Source organism: Pseudoflavonifractor sp. An184 (genome assembly GCF_002160305.1).
In the GTDB taxonomy this organism is placed as follows: Bacteria; Bacillota; Clostridia; order Oscillospirales; family Oscillospiraceae; genus Lawsonibacter; species Lawsonibacter pullicola.
Genome location: NZ_NFKI01000048.1, coordinates 1 through 22379 on the forward strand (window position 1 = coordinate 1; position 22379 = coordinate 22379).

Annotated in this window: 14 protein-coding genes; 9 read left to right on the top strand and 5 right to left on the bottom strand. The window is 65.3% G+C overall.

Annotation, left to right across the window (positions count from 1 at the left end; translation table 11 throughout):
• The first annotated feature begins 1038 nt into the window (after positions 1-1038).
• A complete protein-coding gene (gene tadA, locus B5F19_RS13135; protein ID WP_087291205.1) occupies positions 1039-1509 on the top strand; it encodes a tRNA adenosine(34) deaminase TadA in 471 nt (156 codons plus the stop codon).
• A gap of 319 nt (positions 1510-1828) precedes the next feature.
• On the opposite strand, the gene B5F19_RS13140 is transcribed toward tadA, so the two are convergent.
• The gene (locus B5F19_RS13140) at positions 1829-2485 is read right to left on the bottom strand and encodes a Crp/Fnr family transcriptional regulator (RefSeq protein WP_087291207.1); all 657 of its coding nucleotides are present in this window, start codon (positions 2483-2485) and stop codon (positions 1829-1831) included.
• Between the two features lie 119 nt (positions 2486-2604).
• Between B5F19_RS13140 and B5F19_RS13145 the strand changes: the two genes are divergently transcribed.
• The 4 genes from B5F19_RS13145 to B5F19_RS13160 all read left to right on the top strand — a co-directional run bounded on the left by B5F19_RS13145 (position 2605) and on the right by B5F19_RS13160 (position 10630).
• Complete coding sequence (locus B5F19_RS13145) at positions 2605-3312, top strand: 4Fe-4S binding protein (RefSeq protein WP_087291209.1); 708 nt, start codon at positions 2605-2607, stop codon at positions 3310-3312.
• Positions 3313-3522: 210 nt separating this feature from the next.
• A complete protein-coding gene (locus B5F19_RS13150; protein WP_087291211.1) occupies positions 3523-5418 on the top strand; it encodes an LTA synthase family protein in 1896 nt (631 codons plus the stop codon).
• A 280-nt stretch (positions 5419-5698) separates the two neighbouring features.
• Positions 5699-9217, top strand: coding sequence for a transcription-repair coupling factor (mfd, locus tag B5F19_RS13155; protein ID WP_087291213.1), 3519 nt, complete (start codon positions 5699-5701; stop codon positions 9215-9217).
• A 153-nt stretch (positions 9218-9370) separates the two neighbouring features.
• Positions 9371-10630: an acetyl-CoA C-acetyltransferase gene (locus B5F19_RS13160; RefSeq protein WP_087291215.1), complete on the top strand. Its 1260-nt coding sequence runs from the start codon at positions 9371-9373 to the stop codon at positions 10628-10630.
• A 1416-nt stretch (positions 10631-12046) separates the two neighbouring features.
• On the opposite strand, the gene B5F19_RS13165 is transcribed toward B5F19_RS13160, so the two are convergent.
• Positions 12047-12289 carry a helix-turn-helix transcriptional regulator gene (locus B5F19_RS13165; protein WP_087291218.1) on the bottom strand — a complete coding sequence of 81 codons (243 nt, stop codon included), beginning with the start codon at positions 12287-12289 and terminating at the stop codon, positions 12047-12049.
• 125 nt (positions 12290-12414) lie between these two features.
• On the opposite strand from B5F19_RS13165, the gene B5F19_RS13170 reads away from it, so the two are divergent.
• Complete coding sequence (locus B5F19_RS13170) at positions 12415-12861, top strand: hypothetical protein (RefSeq protein WP_087291221.1); 447 nt, start codon at positions 12415-12417, stop codon at positions 12859-12861.
• A gap of 38 nt (positions 12862-12899) precedes the next feature.
• On the opposite strand, the gene spoIIP is transcribed toward B5F19_RS13170, so the two are convergent.
• Positions 12900-14081, bottom strand: a complete 1182-nt coding sequence (spoIIP, locus tag B5F19_RS13175; protein WP_087291222.1) for a stage II sporulation protein P — start codon at positions 14079-14081, stop codon at positions 12900-12902.
• A gap of 168 nt (positions 14082-14249) precedes the next feature.
• The gene (locus B5F19_RS13180) at positions 14250-15854 is read right to left on the bottom strand and encodes a peptide chain release factor 3 (protein WP_087291224.1); all 1605 of its coding nucleotides are present in this window, start codon (positions 15852-15854) and stop codon (positions 14250-14252) included.
• Positions 15855-16232: 378 nt separating this feature from the next.
• Between B5F19_RS13180 and B5F19_RS13185 the strand changes: the two genes are divergently transcribed.
• Positions 16233-16757: a methylated-DNA--[protein]-cysteine S-methyltransferase gene (locus B5F19_RS13185; RefSeq protein ID WP_087291226.1), complete on the top strand. Its 525-nt coding sequence runs from the start codon at positions 16233-16235 to the stop codon at positions 16755-16757.
• 79 nt (positions 16758-16836) lie between these two features.
• Here B5F19_RS13185 and B5F19_RS13190 read toward each other — a convergent pair whose 3' ends face one another.
• Positions 16837-17583 (bottom strand): carboxymuconolactone decarboxylase family protein, encoded by a 747-nt coding sequence (locus B5F19_RS13190; RefSeq protein ID WP_191435872.1) that lies wholly within the window; start codon positions 17581-17583, stop codon positions 16837-16839.
• A gap of 218 nt (positions 17584-17801) precedes the next feature.
• Here B5F19_RS13190 and B5F19_RS13195 point away from each other — a divergent pair, with 218 nt between their 5' ends.
• Both B5F19_RS13195 and asnS read left to right on the top strand, forming a co-directional pair.
• Positions 17802-20105 (top strand): SpoIIE family protein phosphatase, encoded by a 2304-nt coding sequence (locus B5F19_RS13195; protein WP_087291230.1) that lies wholly within the window; start codon positions 17802-17804, stop codon positions 20103-20105.
• Between the two features lie 454 nt (positions 20106-20559).
• Positions 20560-21954, top strand: coding sequence for an asparagine--tRNA ligase (gene asnS / locus B5F19_RS13200; protein WP_087291233.1), 1395 nt, complete (start codon positions 20560-20562; stop codon positions 21952-21954).
• The last annotated feature ends 425 nt before the right edge of the window (positions 21955-22379 follow it).

Genomic DNA, 22379 nt, shown 5'->3' on the forward strand with positions numbered 1-22379 from the left:
CTTCATTTACTGATAAGCTAAATCGTCGCCCCCGCAAATGCCTAGGCTGGAAATCTCCTCTTGAACTCTTTTTTCACAAACCGTTGCACTTCACTTGACAATCCGCCCGATGGGAAAGTCACCAAAGGATCGCCGGGGGACGGCTCAGAATGAACGCTTCGCGTTCATATTCGCCTTACCCCCGGCCCCCATTTTACGGGGGCCGCCAATTAGGCGGCCTTGGCTGTCATCGCAAAGGCGCGGGTGGCTCAGCTGACCGGTTGACCTTCTATGACCGCTGCCGCTGAGGGTCCGGTAACCTTTGGGTATTTCTTCTATCGGTGGAAAGCGCGCCTTTGTGGCTGGCGGGGCTCAAGTTCGGCTCAAGGCATCGGCAGGCGGGTCTGGGACCCGCCCCTACGAAACACAGGGAACTCTCCGGTCTTTCCGTAGGGGCCGGCCCGCAGGCGGCCTTTGGCCGCGCACCTCATCCGTCACGCTCCGCGTGACACCTTCCCCTAAAGGGGAAGGCTTCCGGGCGACCGCAAGGGTCGCCCTTACGCCCGGAAACGGACCGGGAGCGTTGGTTCGGCAAAGCCAGGCGCGGTTGTGGAACCGCATTCGTCCTAAATTTTTGCACACCCAGGGCCCAGTGGCCCGGCGGGAATTTAGACCAGCCACTCAGATTTTGCGCGCCGGAAATGTTCTGCCCACCTCAAGGGGTAACCCCCGTAAATGGGGTCCGGGGAAAGCGGTCCTATGGACCTAGGCGGAGCGTAAGCGGAGCCGTAGTCCATTGGCCGCGTCCCCGGCGATCCTTTGGTTTCTTTCCCATCGCTGGGAAAGAAACTCGCCGCCCGCAGGCGGCGAAATATCCCCCTGCGAGGAACGAAACCGCTCTATCATCGCCCCCTCATCCGCCCCCTTCGGGGGCACCTTCCCCCCCAGGGGGAAGGCTTTTGGGGGAGATCGCCCCCTCATCCGTCACGGCTTCGCCGTGCCACCTTCCCCCCAGGGGGAAGGCTTATATGAGGGAATTATGAAAAAAGGAGGTCCCCCATGGACCACAAGGACTACATGCGCCGGGCCCTGGAGCTGGCCGCTCAGGCGGCGGCGGAGGGCGACGTGCCGGTGGGCTGCGTCATCGTCCGGGACGGCCAGATCATCGGCGAGGGCCGCAACCGCCGGGAGGAGAACGGGGACGCCACCGCCCACGCAGAGCTGGAGGCCATCCGGGACGCCTGCCGCCGCGTTGGCAGCTGGCGGCTCCACCGGTGCACCCTGTATGTGACCCTGGAGCCCTGCCCCATGTGCGCGGGGGGCATCATCAACTCCCGCATCGAGACGGTGCGCTACGGCGTGCGGGACGAGAAGGCGGGGGCCTGCGGCTCGGTGCTCAACCTGTTTGAGGAGCGCTTCAACCACCACCCCCGCCTGTACCGGGGCCCGCTGGAGGAGGAGTGCCGGGACCAGCTTCAGGAATTTTTCCTGGATCTGCGGGAAAAAGAAAGCTTTTCCAAAAATGTTTAATGCTTTTGTAACAACTTCTGCTGGTTTTGTTCACAAAAACCCGGTATCATGATACTTGCAGGGCAAGAGCGCAATCTTTTTCATTTGAATCCTCCACAGGAGCGGAGCCGGATCAACACCGGCTCCGCTCCTCGCGTCTGCCCCCTCTCTCTTGTTTTCAAACGGTCCACAAAGATTTAAAACTTATGTAATACTTTGGGGGAGGTTTTTTAACAAGTCTTTGTTAGTATCATACTCGCAAGAGACAGTTCGTTTCATTTTAATCCTCTTTTTCAACGGTAAGGCCCGGACGCTTTGGAGCAGCGTCCGGGTTTTGCTGTTATTCCGGCTTTTGGAGCAGGGTGAAGCGGCTGCGGGAGAAGTCCAGCACCCCCTCCCGCCGGAGCTGCCCCAGCTGGGCGGACAGGGCGCTGCGGTCCACCGACAGGTAGTCGGCCAGCTCCTGCCGGTCCAGAGGGATGGTGAAGGAGGAGCTCCCCGCCGCCTCCGCCTGGTGGGAGAGGTAGGAGAGGACCTTGGCCCGGGTGGTCCGCTGGGACAGGTGGCCGATCTTCCGGTTGAGCATCAGATTTTTCCGGGCCATGAGCCCCAGCAGCCGGCCGGGCAGCGCTCCGCCCCCGGGCGGCGGGTCCATGAGATGCTCCGGGGGAAAGAATACCCCCTCGCCGTCCTGAGCGCCCTCCACCCGCACGGTGAGGGGGACCCCGGCGCAGGCGAAGGCCTCGGCAAACAGGTCCCCCGGCTCCACGGCGGCCAGAAGGGACCGGTTCCCCCAAAAGTCCTCCCGCACGATCCGCACCCCGCCGGACAGCACCACCCCCACCCCGGGGGCCGGCTCCCCCGGGTGGAGCAGGGTCTCTCCCCGGGCCCACCGCCGCCGGACGGGCCGGAGCCGGGGCAGAAGCGCCTCCAGCGCGTCCGCATCCAGGCCGGAAAACAGGGGACAGCGGGCGAGTACCGCAAAAATTTCCTCCATTGCGCGCCTCCTTCGTTGGAAATCCAACATACACTTCCCCTCTATCCTAGTAAAATAGGGCCGTACCGTCAAGGGAAACCCGGCGAAAGCCGGAGGAAACGCGCAAGGAGGAAATTTTTATGATCCGCAAGATCATTCGCATTGACGAGAGCAAGTGCAGCGGTTGCGGGGCCTGTGCCGCCGCCTGCCACGAGGGGGCCATCCAGATGGTGGACGGGGTGGCCAGGCTCACCCGGGAGGACTACTGCGACGGCTTGGGGGACTGTCTGCCCGCCTGCCCCACCGGGGCCATCTCCTTTGAGGAGCGGGAGGCGCCCGCCTACGACGAGGCTGCGGTGAAGGCCGCCCAGGCGGCCCAGAGCGGGGGAGAGCTCCCCTGCGGCTGCCCCGGCAGCGCCGCCAAGTCCCTGGAGCGCCGCTCCGGCCCCGGTCCGGTCCAGCCCGAACCGGAGCGCGAGAGCCAGCTTTCCCAGTGGCCGGTGCAGATCAAGCTGGTCCCGGTCCAGGCCCCCTATTTCCAGGGGAAAAAACTGCTGGTGGCCGCCGACTGCACCGCCTACGCCTACGCGGGCTTCCACGAGCGGTTCATCCGGGACCACATCACCCTGGTGGGCTGCCCCAAGCTGGACAGCGTGGATTACAGTGAGAAGCTCACGGAGATTCTCCGGCACAACGACCTGAAAAGCGTCACCGTGGTGCGCATGGAGGTGCCCTGCTGCGGCGGCATCGAGCTGGCGGTAAAGAAAGCCCTTCAGGAGAGCGGCAAATTCATCCCCTGGCAGGTGGTGACCATCTCCACCGACGGGCGGATTCTGGAGGAGGCCTGAGCGCAGGCCGCCTGCGGCGCCCACAGCCGGAAAAGCCGGGCCCGCCGCTCCCGAGGCGGCGGGTTCTTCGTATCTTTTTCAGGCTTTTTTAAGGATAATTCCTGGAAACTTCTGATTTTTTTACAAAATCTCTTTCCCCTCGACAAAATCTGTGCTATACTTCTTTCCGCTGCTTTTACACAGATTTAACAAGAGAGAAGGAAACGTGCTTTGAACCGTCTTGAACCGGCCCAGACCCTGCCCCAGGCACAGCCGTCCAAGAGAGGCCCCTGGCGTCTCCTCTGGCTGGCGGCGGGGCTGACCGCTCTCGGGCTCCTGCTGGGTGTTCTGGGGCTGTATCTCTCCGCCTGGTCCTGCCCGGACCTGTCCAGCGCCTCCCTTTCGGACTACTACTGGGATACCCCCGCGCTGTGGTATCTGAATCTTCTGCCCGGCGTGATCCTGATCTGGCTGTTTTACTTTCTTACGGGCCGGTGCTGGCTGGCCTACCTGGCCTCCGCCCTCCTCCTGCTGGGGCTGGCGGCGGCCAACTACTACAAAATTCAGCTGCGGGGAGACCCCCTCCTGGCCAGCGATCTGGCCCTGATCTCCGAGGCGGGGGACATGGCCGGAAAGTACACCCTGGAACTGACCGACCCCATCCGGACCGTCCTGCTCTGGGCCGCGGCGTGGCTCCTGCTGGCCCTGCTCCTGCTCCCCCGGCGTCGGACCATCCGGCGGGACCTGCGGCTGTTCGGGCTGTTCTCCGCCATCGCGGTGGCCGCCACCGCCTTTGGGGGGCTGTACTGCAATGAGGACCTCTATGAGCAGACCCAGGCCGGGGAGGACCTGGTCAACCCCTGGATCGACGCGGAGGCATACCTCTCCCACGGCGCGGTCTACGCCTTTCTCCACACCGTTCAAGACCTGGTCCCCCATCCCCCGGAGCGGTACGACCCCCAGGCGGCCCAGGCCATCCTGGAGTCCTACGCCGAGGCGGACATCCCGGAGGAGCAGGAGGTCAATGTGGTGGGCATCATGCTGGAGGCCTTCTGCGACCTCACCGACTTCCCCGCCCTGGCGGACCATGAGGCGGTGCAGGCGGTCTACGAGCCCTGGCACCAGCTGGAGGAGGAGTCGGTGTCCGGCAACCTGCTCACCAACATCTTCGCCGGCGGCACGGTGGACACCGAGTGGGGATTCCTCACCGGATACAGCCAGCACCAGGACTTCACCAAGGCCACCGACTCCTATGTGTGGTACTTTGCCCGCCAGGGCTATCAGACCCGGGGCGGGCACCCGGGCTTCGGCTGGTTCTATGACCGGGAGAATGTGAACCGGTACCTGGGCTTCCTGGAGTACTGGTTCACCGACAACCACTACGGCGAGCTGGTGGACCCGGTGGAGGCCCAGTGGAACTCCGACTACATCCTCACCGGGGAAATTGTGAAGGATTTGCAGGCCCAGCTGGAGGAGAGCCGCCGTCCGGTGTTCTCCTTCTCGGTGAGCTATCAGAACCACGGCCCCTACGAGGAGGACCACACCTCCCTGGAGGTCTATCTGGACCCGGAGGCCGACGGCCTGCCGGAGGAGTCCTGTAACGTGTTCAACAACTACCTCCACGGCATCAACCTGACCATTGACGCGGTCACCGCCATGGTGGATGAGCTGGAGGCCATGGACGAGCCGGTGGTGCTGGTCCTGTTCGGCGACCACAAGCCCTGGGGCGGCAACGGAAACAGCGCCTATGCCGGTATCGGGGCCGACTTTGACCTGTCCACCCTGGAGGGCTTTTACGAGTACTACTCCACCCCCTACCTGATCTGGGCCAACTCCTCCGCCAAGGAGGCCCTGGACCGGGACTTCCAGGGGGAGGGCGGCGACTTCTCCCCCTGCTTTTTGATGAACGAGCTGTTCGAGCAGTGCGGATGGACCGGCCCCGCCTTTCTCCAGTACGCGGAGGAGATCCGCTCCCTCACCCCCCTGGTCCACAGCCAGGGCCTGTACCTGACCCCCGACGGGGAGCTCACCGACGACCTGCCCCAGGAGGTGGCCGACCGCCTGCTGGAGTACCAGTGGGTGGAGTACTACCGGGAGCACAAGGTGGTCCCCACCGACGGCACCTGACCCGCTCAATATGCCGTTACTCCCCCGCCAACGCTGAGACGAATTCTACTCAACAGAGGTTTTTGACAAGCTCAGGTCCCTCTGCCGCCCATCCGGCGGCGGAGGGACCTTTTTCCACCCCTCCGCTTCCGCCTTGGGAGCGCTCCCCGCTTGACGGAGGGGCGGAAAGCGGGTAAACTAATACCGTACTCATAGAACCCCCCTGTCCCACGGACCGGGGGGCATTGCCGCGTTATAATTTCCATATCATGGAATAGTTTGATACAGGGAGTGATTGTGAGTGGAATTGCTCCGCTCTGTTTTAAAAAATCTGCCGGAATTTCAGGAGCTGACCGCCGCCCTGGAGGGCGGGAAATCCCCCGCCGCCGTCTCCGGCCTGGCGGCGGTCCACCGGGCCCACTTCGCCGCCGCCCTGGGGCAGGAGACCGGCCGTCCCGTGGTGGTGGTGTGCGCCGACGAGGGGGAGGCCGGGCGGATGGCCCGGGACCTGTCCTATCTCACCGGAGGGGAGGTCCCGGTGCTCGCCTCCCGCTCCTTCGTGTTCCACAGCATCGCCACCGTCTCCCGCCAGTGGGAGCACAAGCGGCTGGACCTGCTGTGGAGGCTCCGCCGGGGGGAGCTCCCCTGCCTGGTGGCCACGGTGGAGGCCCTCCAGCAGCGCACCCTGCCGCCCCAGGTGCTGGACTCCGCCTGCACGGTGCTGGAGCCGGGGCGGCAGGCCGACCTGAACCGGCTCACCGAGGCCCTCGCCGCCGCCGGCTACGTCCGCTGTGACCAGGTGGAGGGGGCGGGCCAGTTCGCCCTGCGAGGAGGAATTCTGGACGTGTACTCCCCCGGCATGGCCGCCCCCGTCCGGGCGGAGTTCTGGGGGGACGAGCTGGACACCATGGGGACCTTTGATCCCTCCACCCAGCGGCGCACCGAGAACGCGGACCGGGCCGTCCTCCTGCCCGCGGCGGAGACCCTGCCCCAGCTCTCCCAGGGGGGGATGTCCGGGCTGCTGGAGCGGCTGGACCAGCTCTCCGCCAAGGCCCGGAGGGACGGAAACGAGGACCTGGCGGTCACCCTCCAGCAGGACCGGGACGCCCTGGGAGAGGGGCGGTCCTTTCCGGCGGCCGACCGGTATCTGCCCCTCATCTACCCCGAGCTGGCCACGGCGGCGGACTTCCTGCCCCTGGACGCCTGTGTGCTCTTCTCCGAGAGCAGCCGGGTGGGAGAGCGGGCCAAGACCTACCAGTGGCAGCTGGAGGAGGACGTAAAGACCCTGCTGGAGCGGGGGGAGCTGGACGGCTCCTGCGGGGAGCTGTGCCTCCCCTTCGACCGGCTGTGCCGCCGTCTGGAGGATTTTCCTTTCGCCTATCTGGACTCCTTCTCCCTGTCCTCCTACCCGGTGTACCCCAAGTGCCTCCTGTCCGTCATGGCCAAGCAGCTGCCCTCCTTCGGGGCCAGCCTGGAGACGGCGGTGCAGGACCTCTCCCACTACCAGAGCGCGGGCTTCGCCGTGCTGGTGCTGGTGTCCAGCGAGCAGCGTGCCCTGAATCTCCAGACCCTCCTGCGGGAGCAGAAGGTGAAGTCCGGGGTGGACTTCGCCCTGAAGGCCCTGCCCAAGCCGGGGCAGATCATCCTCACGGTGGGGGGACTGTCCGGCGGGCTGGAGTACCCGGATCTGAAGCTGGCCGTCATCACCGAGGGTCAGGAGGGGGGCGCAAGGAAGCCCTCCCGCTCCCGGACCGCCGCCAAGAAGGGCCCCACCAACCGGCAGAAGCTGAAGTCCTACGCCGACCTGTCCCCCGGGGACCTGGTGGTCCACGAGCACCACGGGGTGGGCCGGTATGTGGGCATGGTGAAGATGCCCGCCGACGGCATTGAGAAGGACTATGTGAAGATCGCCTACGCGGGCAGCGACGTGCTGTATGTGCCCGCCACCCAGCTGGACCTGATCTCCAAATACATCGGCGGGGGCGAGGACGCCCAGGAGACGAGAAAACTGTCCAAGCTGGGGGGCACCGACTGGGAGCGGGCCAAGAAGAAGGCCAAGAAGGCGGTGGAGGACCTGGCCAAGGGGCTCATCCAGCTCTACGCCCAGCGGCAGCGGCAGCCCGGCTTCGCCTTCTCCCCCGACTCCCCCTGGCAGCGGGAGTTTGAGGAGCAGTTCGAGTACACCGAGACGGAGGACCAGCTCCGGTGCGTGGACGAAATCAAGCGGGACATGGAGCGCCCCGTCCCCATGGACCGGCTCCTGTGCGGGGACGTGGGCTACGGCAAGACGGAGGTGGCCTTCCGGGCCATGATGAAGTGCGTCCTGGACGGCAAGCAGGCCGCCGTGCTGGTGCCAACCACCGTCCTGGCCCGGCAGCACTACCTCACCGCCCTGCGGCGGTTTGCCAAGTACCCGGTGTCCATCGACGTGGTCTCCCGCTTCCGCACCCCCGCCCAGATGAAGGAGACTTTAAGGAAGGTGGAGAACGGCTCGGTGGACATCCTCATCGGCACCCACCGGCTGTTCAACAAGGACGTGAAGTTCAAGGACCTGGGGCTGCTGGTGGTGGACGAGGAGCAGCGCTTCGGGGTGAAGCACAAGGAGAAGCTGAAGGAGCGCTTTGCCCAGGTGGACGTGCTCACCCTGTCCGCCACCCCCATCCCCCGCACCCTGAACATGGCCATGTCGGGCATCCGGGACATGTCCACCCTGGAGGAGCCCCCCGCCGACCGCCTGCCGGTGCAGACCTATGTGCTGGAGCACAACTGGCCGGTGCTGGCCGATGCCATGCGCCGGGAGCTGGAGCGGGGCGGACAGGTGTACTACCTCCACAACCGGGTGGAGACCATCGACCGCACCGCCGCCCGAATCCAGCAGATGCTGGGGGAGGACGCCGCCGTGGGGGTGGCCCACGGGAAGATGACCCAGGAGGCCATTGACGACGTGATGAGCCGCATGACCGACGGGGATCTGAATATGCTGGTGTGCACCACCATCATCGAGACGGGCATCGACCTGCCCAACGCCAACACCCTCATCATCGAGGACGCCGACCATCTGGGGCTGGCCCAGCTCCACCAGCTCCGGGGCCGGGTGGGCCGGTCCAACCGGCGGGCCTTTGCCTACCTCACCTACCGCCGGGGCAAGGTGCTCACCGAGGTGGCCTCCAAGCGCCTGTCCGCCATCCGGGAGTTCGCCGAGTTCGGCTCGGGCTTCAAGATCGCCATGCGGGACCTGGAGATCCGGGGGGCGGGCAACGTGCTGGGGCCGGAACAGAGCGGCTTCATGCTGTCGGTGGGCTACGACATGTATCTGAAGCTGCTGGAGGAGGCCGTCCTTACCGAGCAGGGCCAGCCGGCGCCCCAGCGCACCGAGTGCGCCGCCGACCTGTCCATCGCCGCCTCCATCCCCGACCGGTACGTCCCCGCGCCGGAGCAGCGCATGGACCTGTACCGCCGCATCGCCGCCATCCGCAGCGAGGAGGACGCGGACGACCTGGTGGATGAGCTCATCGACCGGTACGGCGAGCCGCCCCGGACGGTGAACAACCTGATTTCCGTGGCCCTCCTCCGCGCCGCCGCCGCCCAGGCGGAGATCACCGACATCTCCCAGAAAAACGGACAGCTGGTGTTCACCCTGGGCCGGTTCAGCCTGGAGCAGTTCTCCGGGCTGTGCGGGATGGAGAAGTACAAAAACCGCCTTCTCCTCACCCCCGGGGACGTGCCCCGGTTCACCTTCCGCCTCAGGAAGGGGGAGGACCCCCTGCGCCTGGCCCAGGCCCTGGTGGCCGACTATGGGGAGGCCGGAGCGGCCCCCTGACAGCCCCCTCCGATTTCCCGGGAAAGTGCACGAAAACGCAACTCTGGAGCAAAAAATTTCATTGCTTTTTCCATGCCCATTGGGTATAATCGAATTGAGAGCGGACAAGGGCGTCCCTTGGGCGCCACTCTACATCATTTTGGAGGTAACAGAATGAAAGAAGTCTATGTGGTCAACTGCTGCCGTACCGCCATCGGTTCCTTTGGCGGAAGCCTGAAGGACACCCCCGCCGCCGAGATGGGCGCCACCGTGATCAAGGAGGCGCTGAGCCGCGCCGGCGTGAAGCCTGAGCAGGTGGACGAGGTCATGTTCGGCTGCATCCTCACCGCCGGTCTGGGCCAGAACGTGGCCCGCCAGTGCGCGCTGAAGGCCGGCATCCCCATCAGCGTCCCCGCCTACACCGTGGGCATGGTGTGCGGCTCCGGCATGAAGTCCGTCATTGAGGGCGCCCGTTCCATTCTGGCCGGCGACTCCGACATCATCGTGGCCGGCGGCACCGAGAACATGTCCGCCGCCCCCTACGCCATCCCCGCCGCCCGCTGGGGCGCCCGCATGGGTGACAACAAGATGGTGGACACCATGATCAAGGACGGCCTGTGGGACGCCTACAACAACTATCACATGGGCACCACCGCCGAGAACATCTGCGACGTGTGGGGCATCACCCGCCAGGAGCTGGATGAGTTCGCCGCCTCCTCCCAGCAGAAGGCCTGCGCCGCCCGTGATTCCGGCCGCTTCGACGATGAGGTGGTCCCCATCATGGTCAAGCAGAAGAAGCAGATGGTGGAGTTCAAGCGGGACGAGTTCCCCCGCGAGGGCGTGACCGCCGAGAACATCTCCAAGCTGCGCGGCGCCTTCCCCGTGGGCCCCGAGGGCGTGGAGGACGCCATCGAGCACTCCTTCCAGCCCACTCAGATCCACGAGGCCGACACCAAGAAACATGAGCAGCGCGTCACCGCCGCCAACGCCTCCGGCATCAACGACGGCGCCGCCGCTATCATCCTGGCCTCCGGCGAGGCCGTGGAGAAGTACGGCCTGAAGCCCATGGCCAAGCTGGTCAGCTGGGGCCAGGGCGGCGTGGACCCCAAGATCATGGGCGTGGGCCCCGTGCCCGCCTCCCGTCAGGCCATGGAGAAGGCCGGCCTGAAGATCGAGGACATGGATCTGGTGGAGGCCAACGAGGCCTTTGCCGCCCAGTCCGTCGCCGTGGCCCGCGAGCTGGGCTTCGACATGAGCAAGGTCAACGTGAACGGCGGCGCCATCGCCCTGGGCCACCCCGTGGGCGCCTCCGGCGCGCGCATCATCGTCACCCTGCTCCACGAGATGCAGAAGCGGCCCGAGGCCAAGAAGGGCCTGGCCACCCTGTGCATCGGCGGCGGCATGGGCGTCGCCACCATCTTCGAGAAGTGCTGATGATTCTTTCTTAAATCAAGACAGGCCCTGCGGATGCGCTCCGCGGGGCCTGTTTTTTGTCTGCATTTTATAGGGGCGGGCGTCCTTGCCCGCCCCACACCGTAGGGGCGCACAGTGTGCGCCCGCGGGCCGGTCTGGGGCCGGCCCCTACGAGGGAAAAGGGACCGTTCCCGTATCTGTGTAGGGGCGGGTGTCCTCACCCGCCCGCCTTAGAGGGGTCCCCCATTCCGTAGGGGCGGCCTTTGGCCGCCCGTAAACCTTCCCACTGGGGGGTGACTCCCCTTGTCAAGGGGCCGATTCCCCCTGTCAGGGGGAAATGGCCGAAGGCCAAAAGGGGTAGGGAGATGGGCCGAAGGGCCGGATGAGGGGGCGATGAGGGAACCGTTCCGTTTGCCGCAGGAGGGTTTCGCCCTGCGGGGCGAGTGACTTTCTGGGCGGCCAGAAAGTCACCAAAGAGCCACTAGGGGATCGGCTCAGGATGGACACTTCGTGTCCATATTCGCCGCCCCCCTAGGACCCCCATTTACGGGGGTCATTCCTTTAGCTTGGCAATGGATTTCCGGCGCGCAAAACCTGAGTGACACTCTAAATTCCCGCCGGGCCACTGGGCCCTGAGTTTGCAAAAATTGCCGCTGGTGCGGTTCCGCCGCCGCGCCTGGGTTTGCCGAGCCAACATGCCCGGTTCAACACATGGGATACCTCATCTGCCCCCTTCGGGGGCACCTTCCCCTAAAGGGGAAGGCTTTGGAAGGCCCATCCCCCTGCCTTCCCCTTTAGGGGAAGGTGGCGCGGCGAAGCCGTGACGGATGAGGGGAACGGCCCTGGTTATAAGGGCAGACCGTTTCAACCGTAGGGGCGCACAGCGTGCGCCCGCGGGCCGGTCTGGGACCGGCCCCTACCGATATTCCGGAACGCTCCCGTTTCTTCGTAGGGGCGGCACACCGGGCCGCCCGGCCTAACCGTCTCCCATTCCCGGACGGGCCGGCCAGTATCCGGCCCCTACGGCATACCCGAAACGGTTTTGTCTTTTGTAGGGGCGGGTCCCAGACCCGCCCGCCGTTTTTGGAAATACGTAGGGGCGACCCTTGCGGTCGCCCGAAAGCCTTCCTTTGGGAGAAGGTGACCCAGTAGGGGCGGCCCCATGTGGCCGCCCGCGGGCCGGTCTGGGACCGGCCCCTACCGATATTTCGGAACGCTCCCGTTTCTTCGTAGGGGCGGCACACTGGGCCGCCCTGCCTAACCGTCTCCCATTCCCGGGCGGGCCGGCCAGTGTCCGGCCCCTACGGCATACCCGAAACGGTTTTGTCTTTTGTAGGGGCGGGTCTCAGACCCGCCCGAAAGCTGCCCCAGCAGCGCCCCTTCTCGCCCACAGACAAAACGAGGACTGACACAGCCATTGGCCGAGGTCAGTCCTCGTTATTGTATTTCCTGATCTAAATTTCGAAAGATTGGGTCGTCAAAGAAGTCGCTGATGGACAAATCAAGCCCATCACACAATTTTTTAACTGTAACAACTGATACATCATGCCGTGTCGGGTCCATCATACTGTACACAGTGGAAGGAGTTACCCCAGCTACATTGGCCAGACTGTTATTATTTAATCCGCGCTCCTCGCATAATTGAGAAAAGCGCGCAACAACCGCCTCTTTGATCCGCATAATACTTCACCTGTTCCAAGATTAAAGTATTATGCGCACAGACGTATACGCGCTTGCGTATAAATTGCAAATTTGTTATCATTCAATTATACGCATTTGCGTAAATTTATTAAGGGGGCGTAATCATGTCCACCTGTTTCCTAATCGGTTCCCATCTCTCCCCGGACGCTCTGTCGCCGCTGCTGGACGAGGCCATTGAGCGGCACATTGCGGAGTACGGGGTGACCGAGTTTTTGGTGGGGCGGTACGGGCGGTTTGACCAGTTGGCGGCGGAGGCCCTCCGCCGGGCGAAGGAGCGCCATCCCGGAATCCGCCTGCGGCTGCTGATTCCCTATCACCTGGCCCAGCGGCCGGTGGACGTCCCGCCCGGCTTTGACGGCACCTACTACCCGGAGGGGATGGAGACCGTCCCCAAGCGGCTGGCCATTCTCCGGGCCGGTCAGATGGCGGCGGGGGAGAGCGAGTACCTCATCGCCAGCCCGGGATTCGGGGGCTCCCGGACCATCACGGACTACGCCCTCCGCCGGGAGAAGCGGGGCCTGATTCAGGTGACCCTGCTGAAGGCCCCGTGACGCCCCCCATTCTGCATTCCCGCATTCTGCATTTCTCCTCACCCTTTCATTCCGCTGAGCACCTGGCTGACGCTCTCGGCGAAGAGCCGCGCCCCGTCCAGGGCCTCGGTGAGGGTGTTGCCGTGGCCCCCCACCTCCACCAGGAGGGAGCCGGGGGAGAGCTCCTGGTTGTAGCTGCTGCTGCGCAGGGCGATGGGCCGGGCCAGGCTCACATAGTCGGAGATGAGCTCCTTCTGGAGGCGGACAGCCAGGGCCAGGTTGTCGGCCCAGCCCGGGTGGCTGGCCCCGCCGCTGTCGGTGCCCACCACCAGCATGACCTGGGCCACTTTCTTCCCGTTCTCCTGGGAGATCAGCTTATAGATGGCCCCGTCCGTCCCCACCAGGGCGTCCCGGTGCACGTCCAGGACGATCCGGATGGTGGGATATTTGGCCAGCCAGTCCTTCACCGCCGCCTGGGACCGGTCATAGGCCCCGTTGTACGCCGGGTAGTCGTACAGGTTGGTGTCGTGGACCACCTGGAACCCGTGGGCGCGGAAAACCTCCGCCATCTCCTCTCCCACCCGGACCACGTTGTGGGCGCAGTCGGTGGTGCGGAAGGAGTCGCTCTCCTGGTACAGGTCCCCGTCGTTCTGGGAGTAGGCCTCGCTGCCGTGGCTGTGGAGGATCAGGATCTGGGGGCCCTCCCCCAGGGTGAAGCTCACCGACCCGGCGGACAGCACCGAGGGGTCCAGCTCTTTCCCGGAGCGGTTGTAGAGGTACACCCCGTCCTGGCTCAGGTAGTGGCCCCCCTCCTGTCCCACGCTGGTGGTCTCCGCCACGTCGTCGGGCTCCGCCGGGGGCTGGAGCTCCACCTGGGTCTGGTCGTCGTTGTCCTCCGCGTCCAGGTCGGGGATGGGCTCCGCGGGGGCGGTCTCCTCCTCCGCCTGCCGCCGCTGGGCCACCGCCTCGGTCCCCGCGGACAGGAGGGCGGACTGCTCCACCAGCAGCCTGCCCCAGCCGTCCAGCCCCGCCAGGGCGGTCTCCGCCGGGGGCTGGCCCAACTCCCCGGCCATCAGAGCCACCACCGCCTGGGAGTCGGAGGCCCACCTCTGGAGGGCCGACCAGGCCCCCGACAGGTCGGCGGTGAGGCTCACCCCCCACGCCGCCGCCAGGGCCAGCCCCAGCCCTACCCCTCTCCGCAGCGGACGGAGCGGGTCTCTCCTGCGCCGCTTGTCCCCCATGCCGTCTCCCCCTTATCCTGTGTAGGTCCGTCATCCTACTGTATGCGGCAAGTCAGCCGTTTAGAAGGGGAGTTGGAACAAAGAAAACCCGCCCCCGGCGGGTTTTCGCCGGGGACGGGTCCATATGGCCGGGGGACGGGCGGGGAGAACAGGCTCCGGCGGGCCGTCTTAAAACTTGGCCCCGCCGAACTCGGCCAGCTTCAGGTTCTTGTTCCGGTCCTGCACCCACTGGATGGACCACTGGGAGGCGAACAGCAGCAGCTGGTTGCCCTTGTAGTCCTCCACCAGCTTGGCGTCGTTGGGGAGCAGCAGGTCCTCCTCCTTCAGGGCGGGGGCGTCCTCGTCCTCCTTCACGATCCAGCGCAGGTACTCGAAGGGCAGGCCCTCCTTGTACAGCTCCACGTTGTACTCGCTGCGCAGGCGGTACTCCAGCACGTCGAACTGCAGGGTGCCCACCACGCCCACGATGACCTCCTCCATGCCGGAGTAGGGGGTCTTGAAGATCTGGATGGCGCCCTCCTGGGCGATCTGCTCCACGCCCTTCAAAAACTGCTTGCGCTTCATGGTGTCCACCGAGCGGATGCGCTCAAAGTGCTCGGGGGCGAAGGTGGGGATGGGGTCGAACTGGAACTTCTTCCCCGGGGCGCACAGGGTGTCCCCGATGGAGAAGATGCCCGGGTCGAACACGCCGATGATGTCCCCGGCGTAGGCCTCCTCGATGATCTCCCGCTCGGCGGCCATGAGCTGCTGGGGCCGGGAGAGGCGGATCTTTTTCTTGCCCTGGACGTGGTAGACCTCCCGGTCCGCCTCGAACTTGCCGGACACCACCCGCATGAAGGCGATGCGGTCCCGGTGGGCCTTGTTCATGTTGGCCTGGATTTTAAAGACGAAGGCGGAGAAGTCCGGGTCAAAGGAGTCGATGACCTCGTCCCCCGCCTTCCGGGGCAGGGGGGAGGTGGTCATGCGTAAAAATTCCTCCAGGAAGGGCTCCACGCCGAAGTTGGTGAGGGCGGAGCCGAAGAACACCGGAGACAGCTTGCCGTGGCGCACCCGCTCCAGGTCAAAGTCACAGGAGGCCCCGTCCAGCAGCTCGATCTCCCCCATGAGCTGCTCCCGCTTGTCCGCCCCGATGAGGCCGGCCAGGGCGGGGTCGTCGGGCTCGATCTCGGTGGCGGTGGCCGCCCGGGCGTTGGTGTTGGAGGTGAAGTGGATCACCTTCCGGTTCTGCCGGTCGTACACGCCCTTGAACTCCTTGCCGCAGCCGATGGGCCAGTTCACCGCGTAGGTGTCGATGCCCAGCTCGTGCTCCAGCTCCTCGCACAGCTCAAAGGGGTCCCGGGCCTCCCGGTCCATCTTGTTGATGAAGGTGAAGATGGGGATGTCCCGCATGGCGCACACCTTGAACAGCTTCCGGGTCTGGGCCTCCACGCCCTTGGCGGCGTCGATGACCATGACGGCGGAGTCGGCGGCCATGAGGGTGCGGTAGGTGTCCTCCGAGAAGTCCTGGTGGCCCGGGGTGTCCAGAATGTTGATGCAGAAGCCCTCGTACTGGAACTGCATCACCGAGGAGGTCACCGAGATGCCGCGCTGCTTCTCAATCTCCATCCAGTCGGAGGTGGCCGCCCGGGTGTTCTTCTTGCCCTTTACCTGGCCGGCCTGGGCGATGGCCCCGCCGTACAGCAGAAACTTCTCGGTCAGGGTAGTCTTACCGGCGTCCGGGTGGGAGATGATGGCGAAGGTGCGCCGGCGCTTGATTTCCGATTCCAAAGACATAGGTTACCCTCCAAATAACAGCATAGTAGCGCGCCTGCCCGAGCAGGCGCGGTCTTTTCCAATCAGCCCCGCAGTTATGGGGGCGCGGAGACGGCGCATGGAAGGCACCGGGAAACGGTATACACAAAATCCCTCATGTAAAATCCTCCCTCTGAGCCGGAACAGACATCCCCCATTCAGGGGAAAGAGAAAAACAATATATTTTACCATATCCGCCCGAACAACCGCAAGGGGAGGGGCAGGGTTTCCGGCGGAAAAAATCAACAAAGCCTGTCATTTCCGGCCCATTCTTGACAGAAGCGGGCACCGCTCCCTATAATACAGATGAGAAAACCGGATCTGTCCCGCAAAGCCGCGGGACGGGAGGAGGCGGAACCCATGTACCAGACCACCACCTATGCTTCCCCGGTGGGGGAGCTCACCCTGGCCAGCGACGGGACGGCCCTCACCGGGCTGTGGCTGGAGGGACAGAAGCACTTCGGCGGGACCTCCGGCGAGGAGCTGGCCCCCGGACAGCCGGACCTGCCCGCGTTCCAGGCGGCCCGGGCCTGGCTGGACCGGTACTTTGCCGGGGAGAAGCCCAGCCCGGCGGAGCTGCCCCTGGCCCCGGCGGGCACCCCCTTCCAGCGGGCGGTGTGGGAGAAGCTCCAGGCCATCCCCTGGGGATCGGTGACTACCTACGGAGCCCTGGCCCGGGAGCTGGACGGTGCCTCCCCCCGGGCGGTGGGGGGCGCCGTGGGCCGCAACCCCATCTCCATCATCATCCCCTGCCACCGGGTGGTGGGGGCCGACGGCAGCCTCACCGGCTACGCCGGGGGGGTGGAGCGGAAGCAGCGGCTCCTCATCCACGAGGGTGTGGACGCGAGCCGGTTCTCCGTACCCAAGCGGGGGAGCGCCCTATAACCAGACACAAAAGTAAATGCGGCGGAGCGCCTTGGCGCTCCGCCGTTTTTGCGGGTATAGAGGGATGGGGGCCGGCTCCTCACCCCATCGCCGCCTCGTTGACGCACCGCAGGGCGTTGAGGCTCCGGGGGTAGCCGATATAGGGCAGGCACTGGGAGAGGACCTGGATCAGGAAGTCCTTGTCGTTGCCGATGCGGAGGTTGGCCGTGGCGTGGCTGGTGAGCTGGGGCTCGCAGCCCCCCTGGGCGGCCAGGAAACAGAAGGTGATCATCTCCCGCTGCTTATCATCCAGCCCCTTCCGGGTGTAGTAGTCCCCAAAGCAGTTGTCCGCCAGCCACTTGTTGATGTGGCGGCTCTCCTGGGGGCCGCTGTTCTGGAAGCCCCGCATGGCCTCCCCGAATATGTCCACCTGGACCTGGTTGCCCGCCTCCAGGCGGGTCTTGGGGGTGGTGGTGGCCTGTCCCTCCAGGGGCAGGGAGACGCCCCGGGCGGTGAGCTCCTCATTGACCGCCTTCAGGAAGGGGAACACCCGGCCGATGCCCAGATAGGCCGCCGACTGATAGACGATCTCCTTCACCTCCACCGGGGTGACCCCCACGTTCAGGGCGGCGGGGAGCATCACCTTGAACTCGTCCACCCCCTGGCAGCCCAGCAGGGCGGCCAAAATGGCCATAAACCGGGTGCGCTCGTCCAGGTCCCCCTGGTTGACCACCTCGTCAAAGGCGAAGGATTCGAAGATCTGGACGAACTCCGGGTCGGTGTCCGCGAAGGCGTGCCTCTGTCCGGGGAGCAGCTTCTCCCGGTACTGATGAGAAAACTCTGACATGCTGAATTCCTCCTTATCTGCGGCAGGCAGGTTTGATAGTATCAGTTTACCACCTGAAGTCCACTCCAAGTCAAGCCGCCGGCCCATTTTTTCCTGGGCGGAAAAAGAAGGCCTCCCGCTCCCCATTCCGACTCTATTTTTCCATATAATGGAATATAATGGCCTCCACACCGGGACAGGCCGTTTTGGGCCGTCCCACAACAAAGGAGGAGCGGCATATGGCGGGCAAGGAGACGGTACGGGCCAAGCTGGACAGACTGCGGGGGCGGTCGTCCCGGGGGGAGAAGGTGAGCGTGGACGCCTCCGCCCTGCTGCGCTTTGCCGACGGGGGCATCCACTTCCTGCTCTCGGCGGTGCTGGCGGGGGCGGCTGTCTTTGGGGACTACGCCCCCTTCGGGGTGGCCCTGGTGGGGGCCTGCGTCGGCTATCTGACCCTCCTGGGCTTCACCGGCGGGCTGCGGTACATCTCCGCATCCATGCTCACCTTCGCGGTGAACTTCGCCTTCTACGACGTGAAGCTGCTGCGGAAGCCCTGGGCCATGCCCATGGTGGCCGGGCTGTTCAACGGCGTCACCGGCTTTATCTACCTGTCCGAGGCCGGGTGGCGGACGGAGGACGTGATCTACTTTTTCACCGAGTGCTTTCTCACCGTGGCCGCCTGCTGGTGCTACCGGCAGCTCCTCCTCCCCCTGCGCACCGGCCGGGGGGAGGGGGTTCTCTCCCCCCAGAGGCGGGTCAGCCTGGCGGCGCTGGCCTGCACGGTGCTCATGTCCCTGTCCTCCCTGACCCTGTTTGAGGACGTCTCCCTGGGGCGCTCCCTGGCGGTGGTGGTGGTCCTCGCCGCCGCCTGGCAGGGCGGCCCCTCCGCCGGGGCGGTGCTGGGGGTGCCGGTGGGGCTGTCCCTGGACCTGGCGGCCAACGGGGTTCCGTTGTACGCCATGGCCTACGGCCTGTCCGGCCTGGCGGCGGGGGCTTTTCGGCTGAAAAGCCGGCTGCGGGCCGCCCTGGCCTATGTGCTGGCCAACGGGGGAGCGGTCCTGTGGACCTGGGACAAGGGGCTGCCCGTCTCCATCCTGTACGAGGTGTTCCTGGGGTCTGTGGCCTTCCTCCTTTTGCCCGAGCGGCCCCTGCGGCGGCTGGCGGCCTGGCTGCTCCCGGAGCAGAAGGGGGCCCTCCCGGCAGACCGCCGGGCCCAGAGCCGGGTCCAGCGCCGCCTGGAGGAGGCCGCCCAGGCCTTCCGCACCCTGTACGACACCATGCGGGCCTCCTTCCGGCCGCCCCAGAACGACAACGACGTGGCCACCGTCTTCGACCGGGCGGCCTGTCAGGTGTGCCGCACCTGCTCCCTCCGCTCCAACTGCTGGGAGCGGGACTATGTGTCCACCTTCGACGCCCTGAACAACGCCGCCCAGCCCATGCTGGACCGGGGCAGGGGGGAACCGGGGGACTTTCCCCAGCACTTTGCCAGCCGGTGCATCCACTTCCCCGACTTTCTGGCGGCGGTGAACCGGGAGGTCACAGCCCTGCTCTACCGGCGGCAGTACAACAGCCGCATCCAGGACAGCCGCCAGGCGGTGTGCCGCCAGTACGGGGAGCTGTCCTCCCTGCTGGGCCGGGCGGCGGCCGAGCTGGGGGAGGAGCTCACCCCCGACCTGGCGGCGGGGCGGAAGCTGCGCCAGCGCCTCGCCGCCCAGGGGGACGGGCTGCGGGGGGAGGCCTTCCGGGACGGCAGGGGCCTGCTGCGCTTAGAGCTCACCGGCCCCGCCTGCGCCCGCCTCTCCCCCGGGGAGGAGGCGGCGGAGCTCTCCGCCCTGCTGGGGGTCCCCCTGCGCCTGGAGGAGCAGGAAGCCGAGTCCCTCTCCCTGGTCCAGCAGGAGCCCCTCATGGCGGTGGCGGGGGTGGCCGCCCGGAAGAAGGACGGGGAGACGGTGAGCGGGGACGCGGGCACCTACTTCAAGCGCTCCGACGGCATTCTGTACGTCCTGCTGTGCGACGGCATGGGCTCCGGCCCCCAGGCCAACCGGGAGAGCACCCTGGCCCTGCGCCTGCTGGAGCAGTTCCTCCAGGCGGGGGTGGACACGGAGCACGCCCTGGTCACTCTCAGCTCCGCCCTGGCCCTCCGTGGGGAGGAGGCGGGGGGCTTCACCACCATCGACCTGCTCCAGGTGGACCTGTTCTCCGGGGACGGGGTGGTGTTCAAGCTGGGGGCCGCCCCCACCTATGTGCGCAAGGGGGGCGCCGTCCGGCGGATCGTGGGGGCCGCCCTCCCGGCGGGGCTGTCCGCCGACCAGCGGACCGCCCCCGACCGCTTCCCCATCCACCTGTCCCCCGGGGACTGCGTGCTCATGGTCAGCGACGGGGTGGCCGGGACGGGGGAGGACGGCTGGCTTCGGGAGCGGCTTTCCAAATTTACCGGGGACAGCCCCAAGGAGCTGGCCGCCGACCTCATCGCCCACAGCCCCCAGGGGGCCACCGACGACCGCACCGCCCTGGTGGTGCGTATTGAAAAGCGGGAAGCATGAGCACGAAGGCATTGACACCCCTCCGCTCATAGACTATAATGAACGTAGAAAAGGCGCTGCCGCAAGGCGGTTAGCCCATTCCAAAGAAGCTAAACTATGTTAGCCGCTCGGGGGCAGACCGGGCGGCTAACACGCATTTGGGGCCATGTAAGCCATCATCAAAAAGATGAGGCCGAAACATACCAGAAAGCGGAGGACTTTCGTCCAGCGCCCGTTTCCCATCCGCATCACCCCCTCTCGCAAGGGAGTGGCTAACCGCCGTTTTGCAACAGCGCCGACTTTATCCTAGCACGCAGAACGATATTTGTAAAGAAGCGGAACAGATCAGGAAAATCCCGGGAAAGCTCTTGTAAAACCGGGAAAAGGGCATTATAATAAAGCCTGTCGAGTGTAAAAACGGCAGGCTTTTGTTCTGTTCTAAACTATCCTTTTACGATTGGAGAGAAAAACGACTATGGAGCGCACCACCATTGCCGCGATCTTCGCGGACCAGGAGGCCCTGGGCGGACAGACGGTCACCGTCTGCGGCTGGGCCCGCACCATCCGGGACATGAAGACCTTTGGATTTATCGAGCTCAACGACGGCTCCTGCTTCAAGAATTTACAGGTAGTCATGGACGCCAATGTGCTGGATAATTACAAGGAGATCGCCGGCCAGAACGTGGGCGCGGCCCTCATCGTCACCGGCACGGTGGTGCTCACCCCCGAGGCCAAGCAGCCCCTGGAGGTGAAGGCCGCCTCCATCGCGGTGGAGGGCCCCTCCACCCCCGACTACCCCCTGCAGAAGAAGCGCCACAGCGTGGAGTTCCTGCGGACCATCCAGCACCTGCGGCCCAGAACGAATCTGTTCTCCGCCGCCTTCCGGGTGCGCTCTGTGGCCGCCCACGCCGTCCACTGCTTCTTCCAGGACCGGGGCTTCGTCTATGTGAACACCCCCATCATCACCGCCAGCGACTGCGAGGGCGCCGGCGAGATGTTCCAGGTGACCACCCTGGACCTGGAGAACGTGCCCAAGAATCCCGACGGCACCGTGGACTACGCCCAGGACTTCTTCGGCAAGCGGGCCAGCCTCACCGTGTCCGGCCAGCTCAACGCGGAGAACTTCGCCATGGCCTTCGGCAACGTGTACACCTTCGGCCCCACCTTCCGGGCGGAGAAGTCCAACACCCAGCGCCACGCCGCCGAGTTCTGGATGATCGAGCCCGAGATGGCCTTCGCCGACCTGGGCGACTATATGGACAATGCCGAGGCCATGATCAAATACGTCATCCGCTATGTCATGGACAAGTGCCCCAACGAGATGAACTTCTTCAACTCCTTTGTGGACAAGGGCCTGAAGGAGCGGCTGGAGCATGTGGCCTCCTCCGACTTCGCCCGGGTGACCTACACCGAGGCGGTGAAGATTCTGGAGGAGAACAACGACAAGTTTGACTTCAAGGTCTACTGGGGCTGCGACCTGCAGACCGAGCACGAGCGCTACCTCACCGAGCAGGTGTACAAGCGCCCGGTGTTCGTCACCGACTACCCCAAGGAGATCAAGGCCTTCTATATGCGCCAGAACGACGACGGCAAGACGGTGGCCGCCGCCGACTGCCTGGTCCCCGGCATCGGCGAGCTCATCGGCGGCTCCCAGCGCGAGGAGCGGCTGGAGGTGCTGGAGGCCCGCATCAAGGAGCTGGGCATGGACCCGGAGGACTACTGGTGGTACTGCGACCTGCGCAAGTACGGCACCTGCCGCCACGCCGGCTACGGCATGGGCTTCGAGCGGATGGTCATGTACCTCACCGGCGTGAACAACATCCGCGACGTGGAGCTGCATCCGAGAACTTGGGGCAACGCCGACTTCTAAGAAAATGACAAACGGGCCCCGATACGGACGCCGCCTCCCGCAGCTCCACGTCGGGGCCCCATCGCAGATGGGGCGGCGCGCATGCGCCGTCCAAGCGTTTTGTCCGAAGGACAAAGCCTTGCCGCGGACGGAATTTACTTCCGGCCGCGGTTTTTCAATCGGGTCCCCACAGGCGCGGGACGCGCCTGTGGGTGGAGCTGCATCCGAGAACCTGGGGCAACGCCGACTTCTAAGAAAATGACAAACGGGCCCCGATGCGGACGCCGCCTCCCGCAGCTCCACGTCGGGGCCCCATCGCAGATGGGGCGGCGCGCATGCGCCGTCCAAGCGTTTTGTCCGAAGGACAAAACCTTGCCGCGGACGGAATTTACTTCCGGCCGCGGTTTTTCAATCGGGTCCCCACAGGCGCGGGACGCGCCTGTGGG

Coding starts and splice junctions, on each gene's coding strand:
- tadA (WP_087291205.1), top strand. CDS start 1,039: ATGGACCACAAGGACTACATGCGCCGGGCCCTGGAGCTGGCCGCTCAG.
- B5F19_RS13140 (WP_087291207.1), bottom strand. CDS start 2,485: ATGGAGGAAATTTTTGCGGTACTCGCCCGCTGTCCCCTGTTTTCCGGC.
- B5F19_RS13145 (WP_087291209.1), top strand. CDS start 2,605: ATGATCCGCAAGATCATTCGCATTGACGAGAGCAAGTGCAGCGGTTGC.
- B5F19_RS13160 (WP_087291215.1), top strand. CDS start 9,371: ATGAAAGAAGTCTATGTGGTCAACTGCTGCCGTACCGCCATCGGTTCC.
- B5F19_RS13165 (WP_087291218.1), bottom strand. CDS start 12,289: ATGCGGATCAAAGAGGCGGTTGTTGCGCGCTTTTCTCAATTATGCGAG.
- B5F19_RS13170 (WP_087291221.1), top strand. CDS start 12,415: ATGTCCACCTGTTTCCTAATCGGTTCCCATCTCTCCCCGGACGCTCTG.
- spoIIP (WP_087291222.1), bottom strand. CDS start 14,081: ATGGGGGACAAGCGGCGCAGGAGAGACCCGCTCCGTCCGCTGCGGAGA.
- B5F19_RS13180 (WP_087291224.1), bottom strand. CDS start 15,854: ATGTCTTTGGAATCGGAAATCAAGCGCCGGCGCACCTTCGCCATCATC.
- B5F19_RS13185 (WP_087291226.1), top strand. CDS start 16,233: ATGTACCAGACCACCACCTATGCTTCCCCGGTGGGGGAGCTCACCCTG.
- B5F19_RS13190 (WP_191435872.1), bottom strand. CDS start 17,583: ATGTCAGAGTTTTCTCATCAGTACCGGGAGAAGCTGCTCCCCGGACAG.
- B5F19_RS13195 (WP_087291230.1), top strand. CDS start 17,802: ATGGCGGGCAAGGAGACGGTACGGGCCAAGCTGGACAGACTGCGGGGG.
- asnS (WP_087291233.1), top strand. CDS start 20,560: ATGGAGCGCACCACCATTGCCGCGATCTTCGCGGACCAGGAGGCCCTG.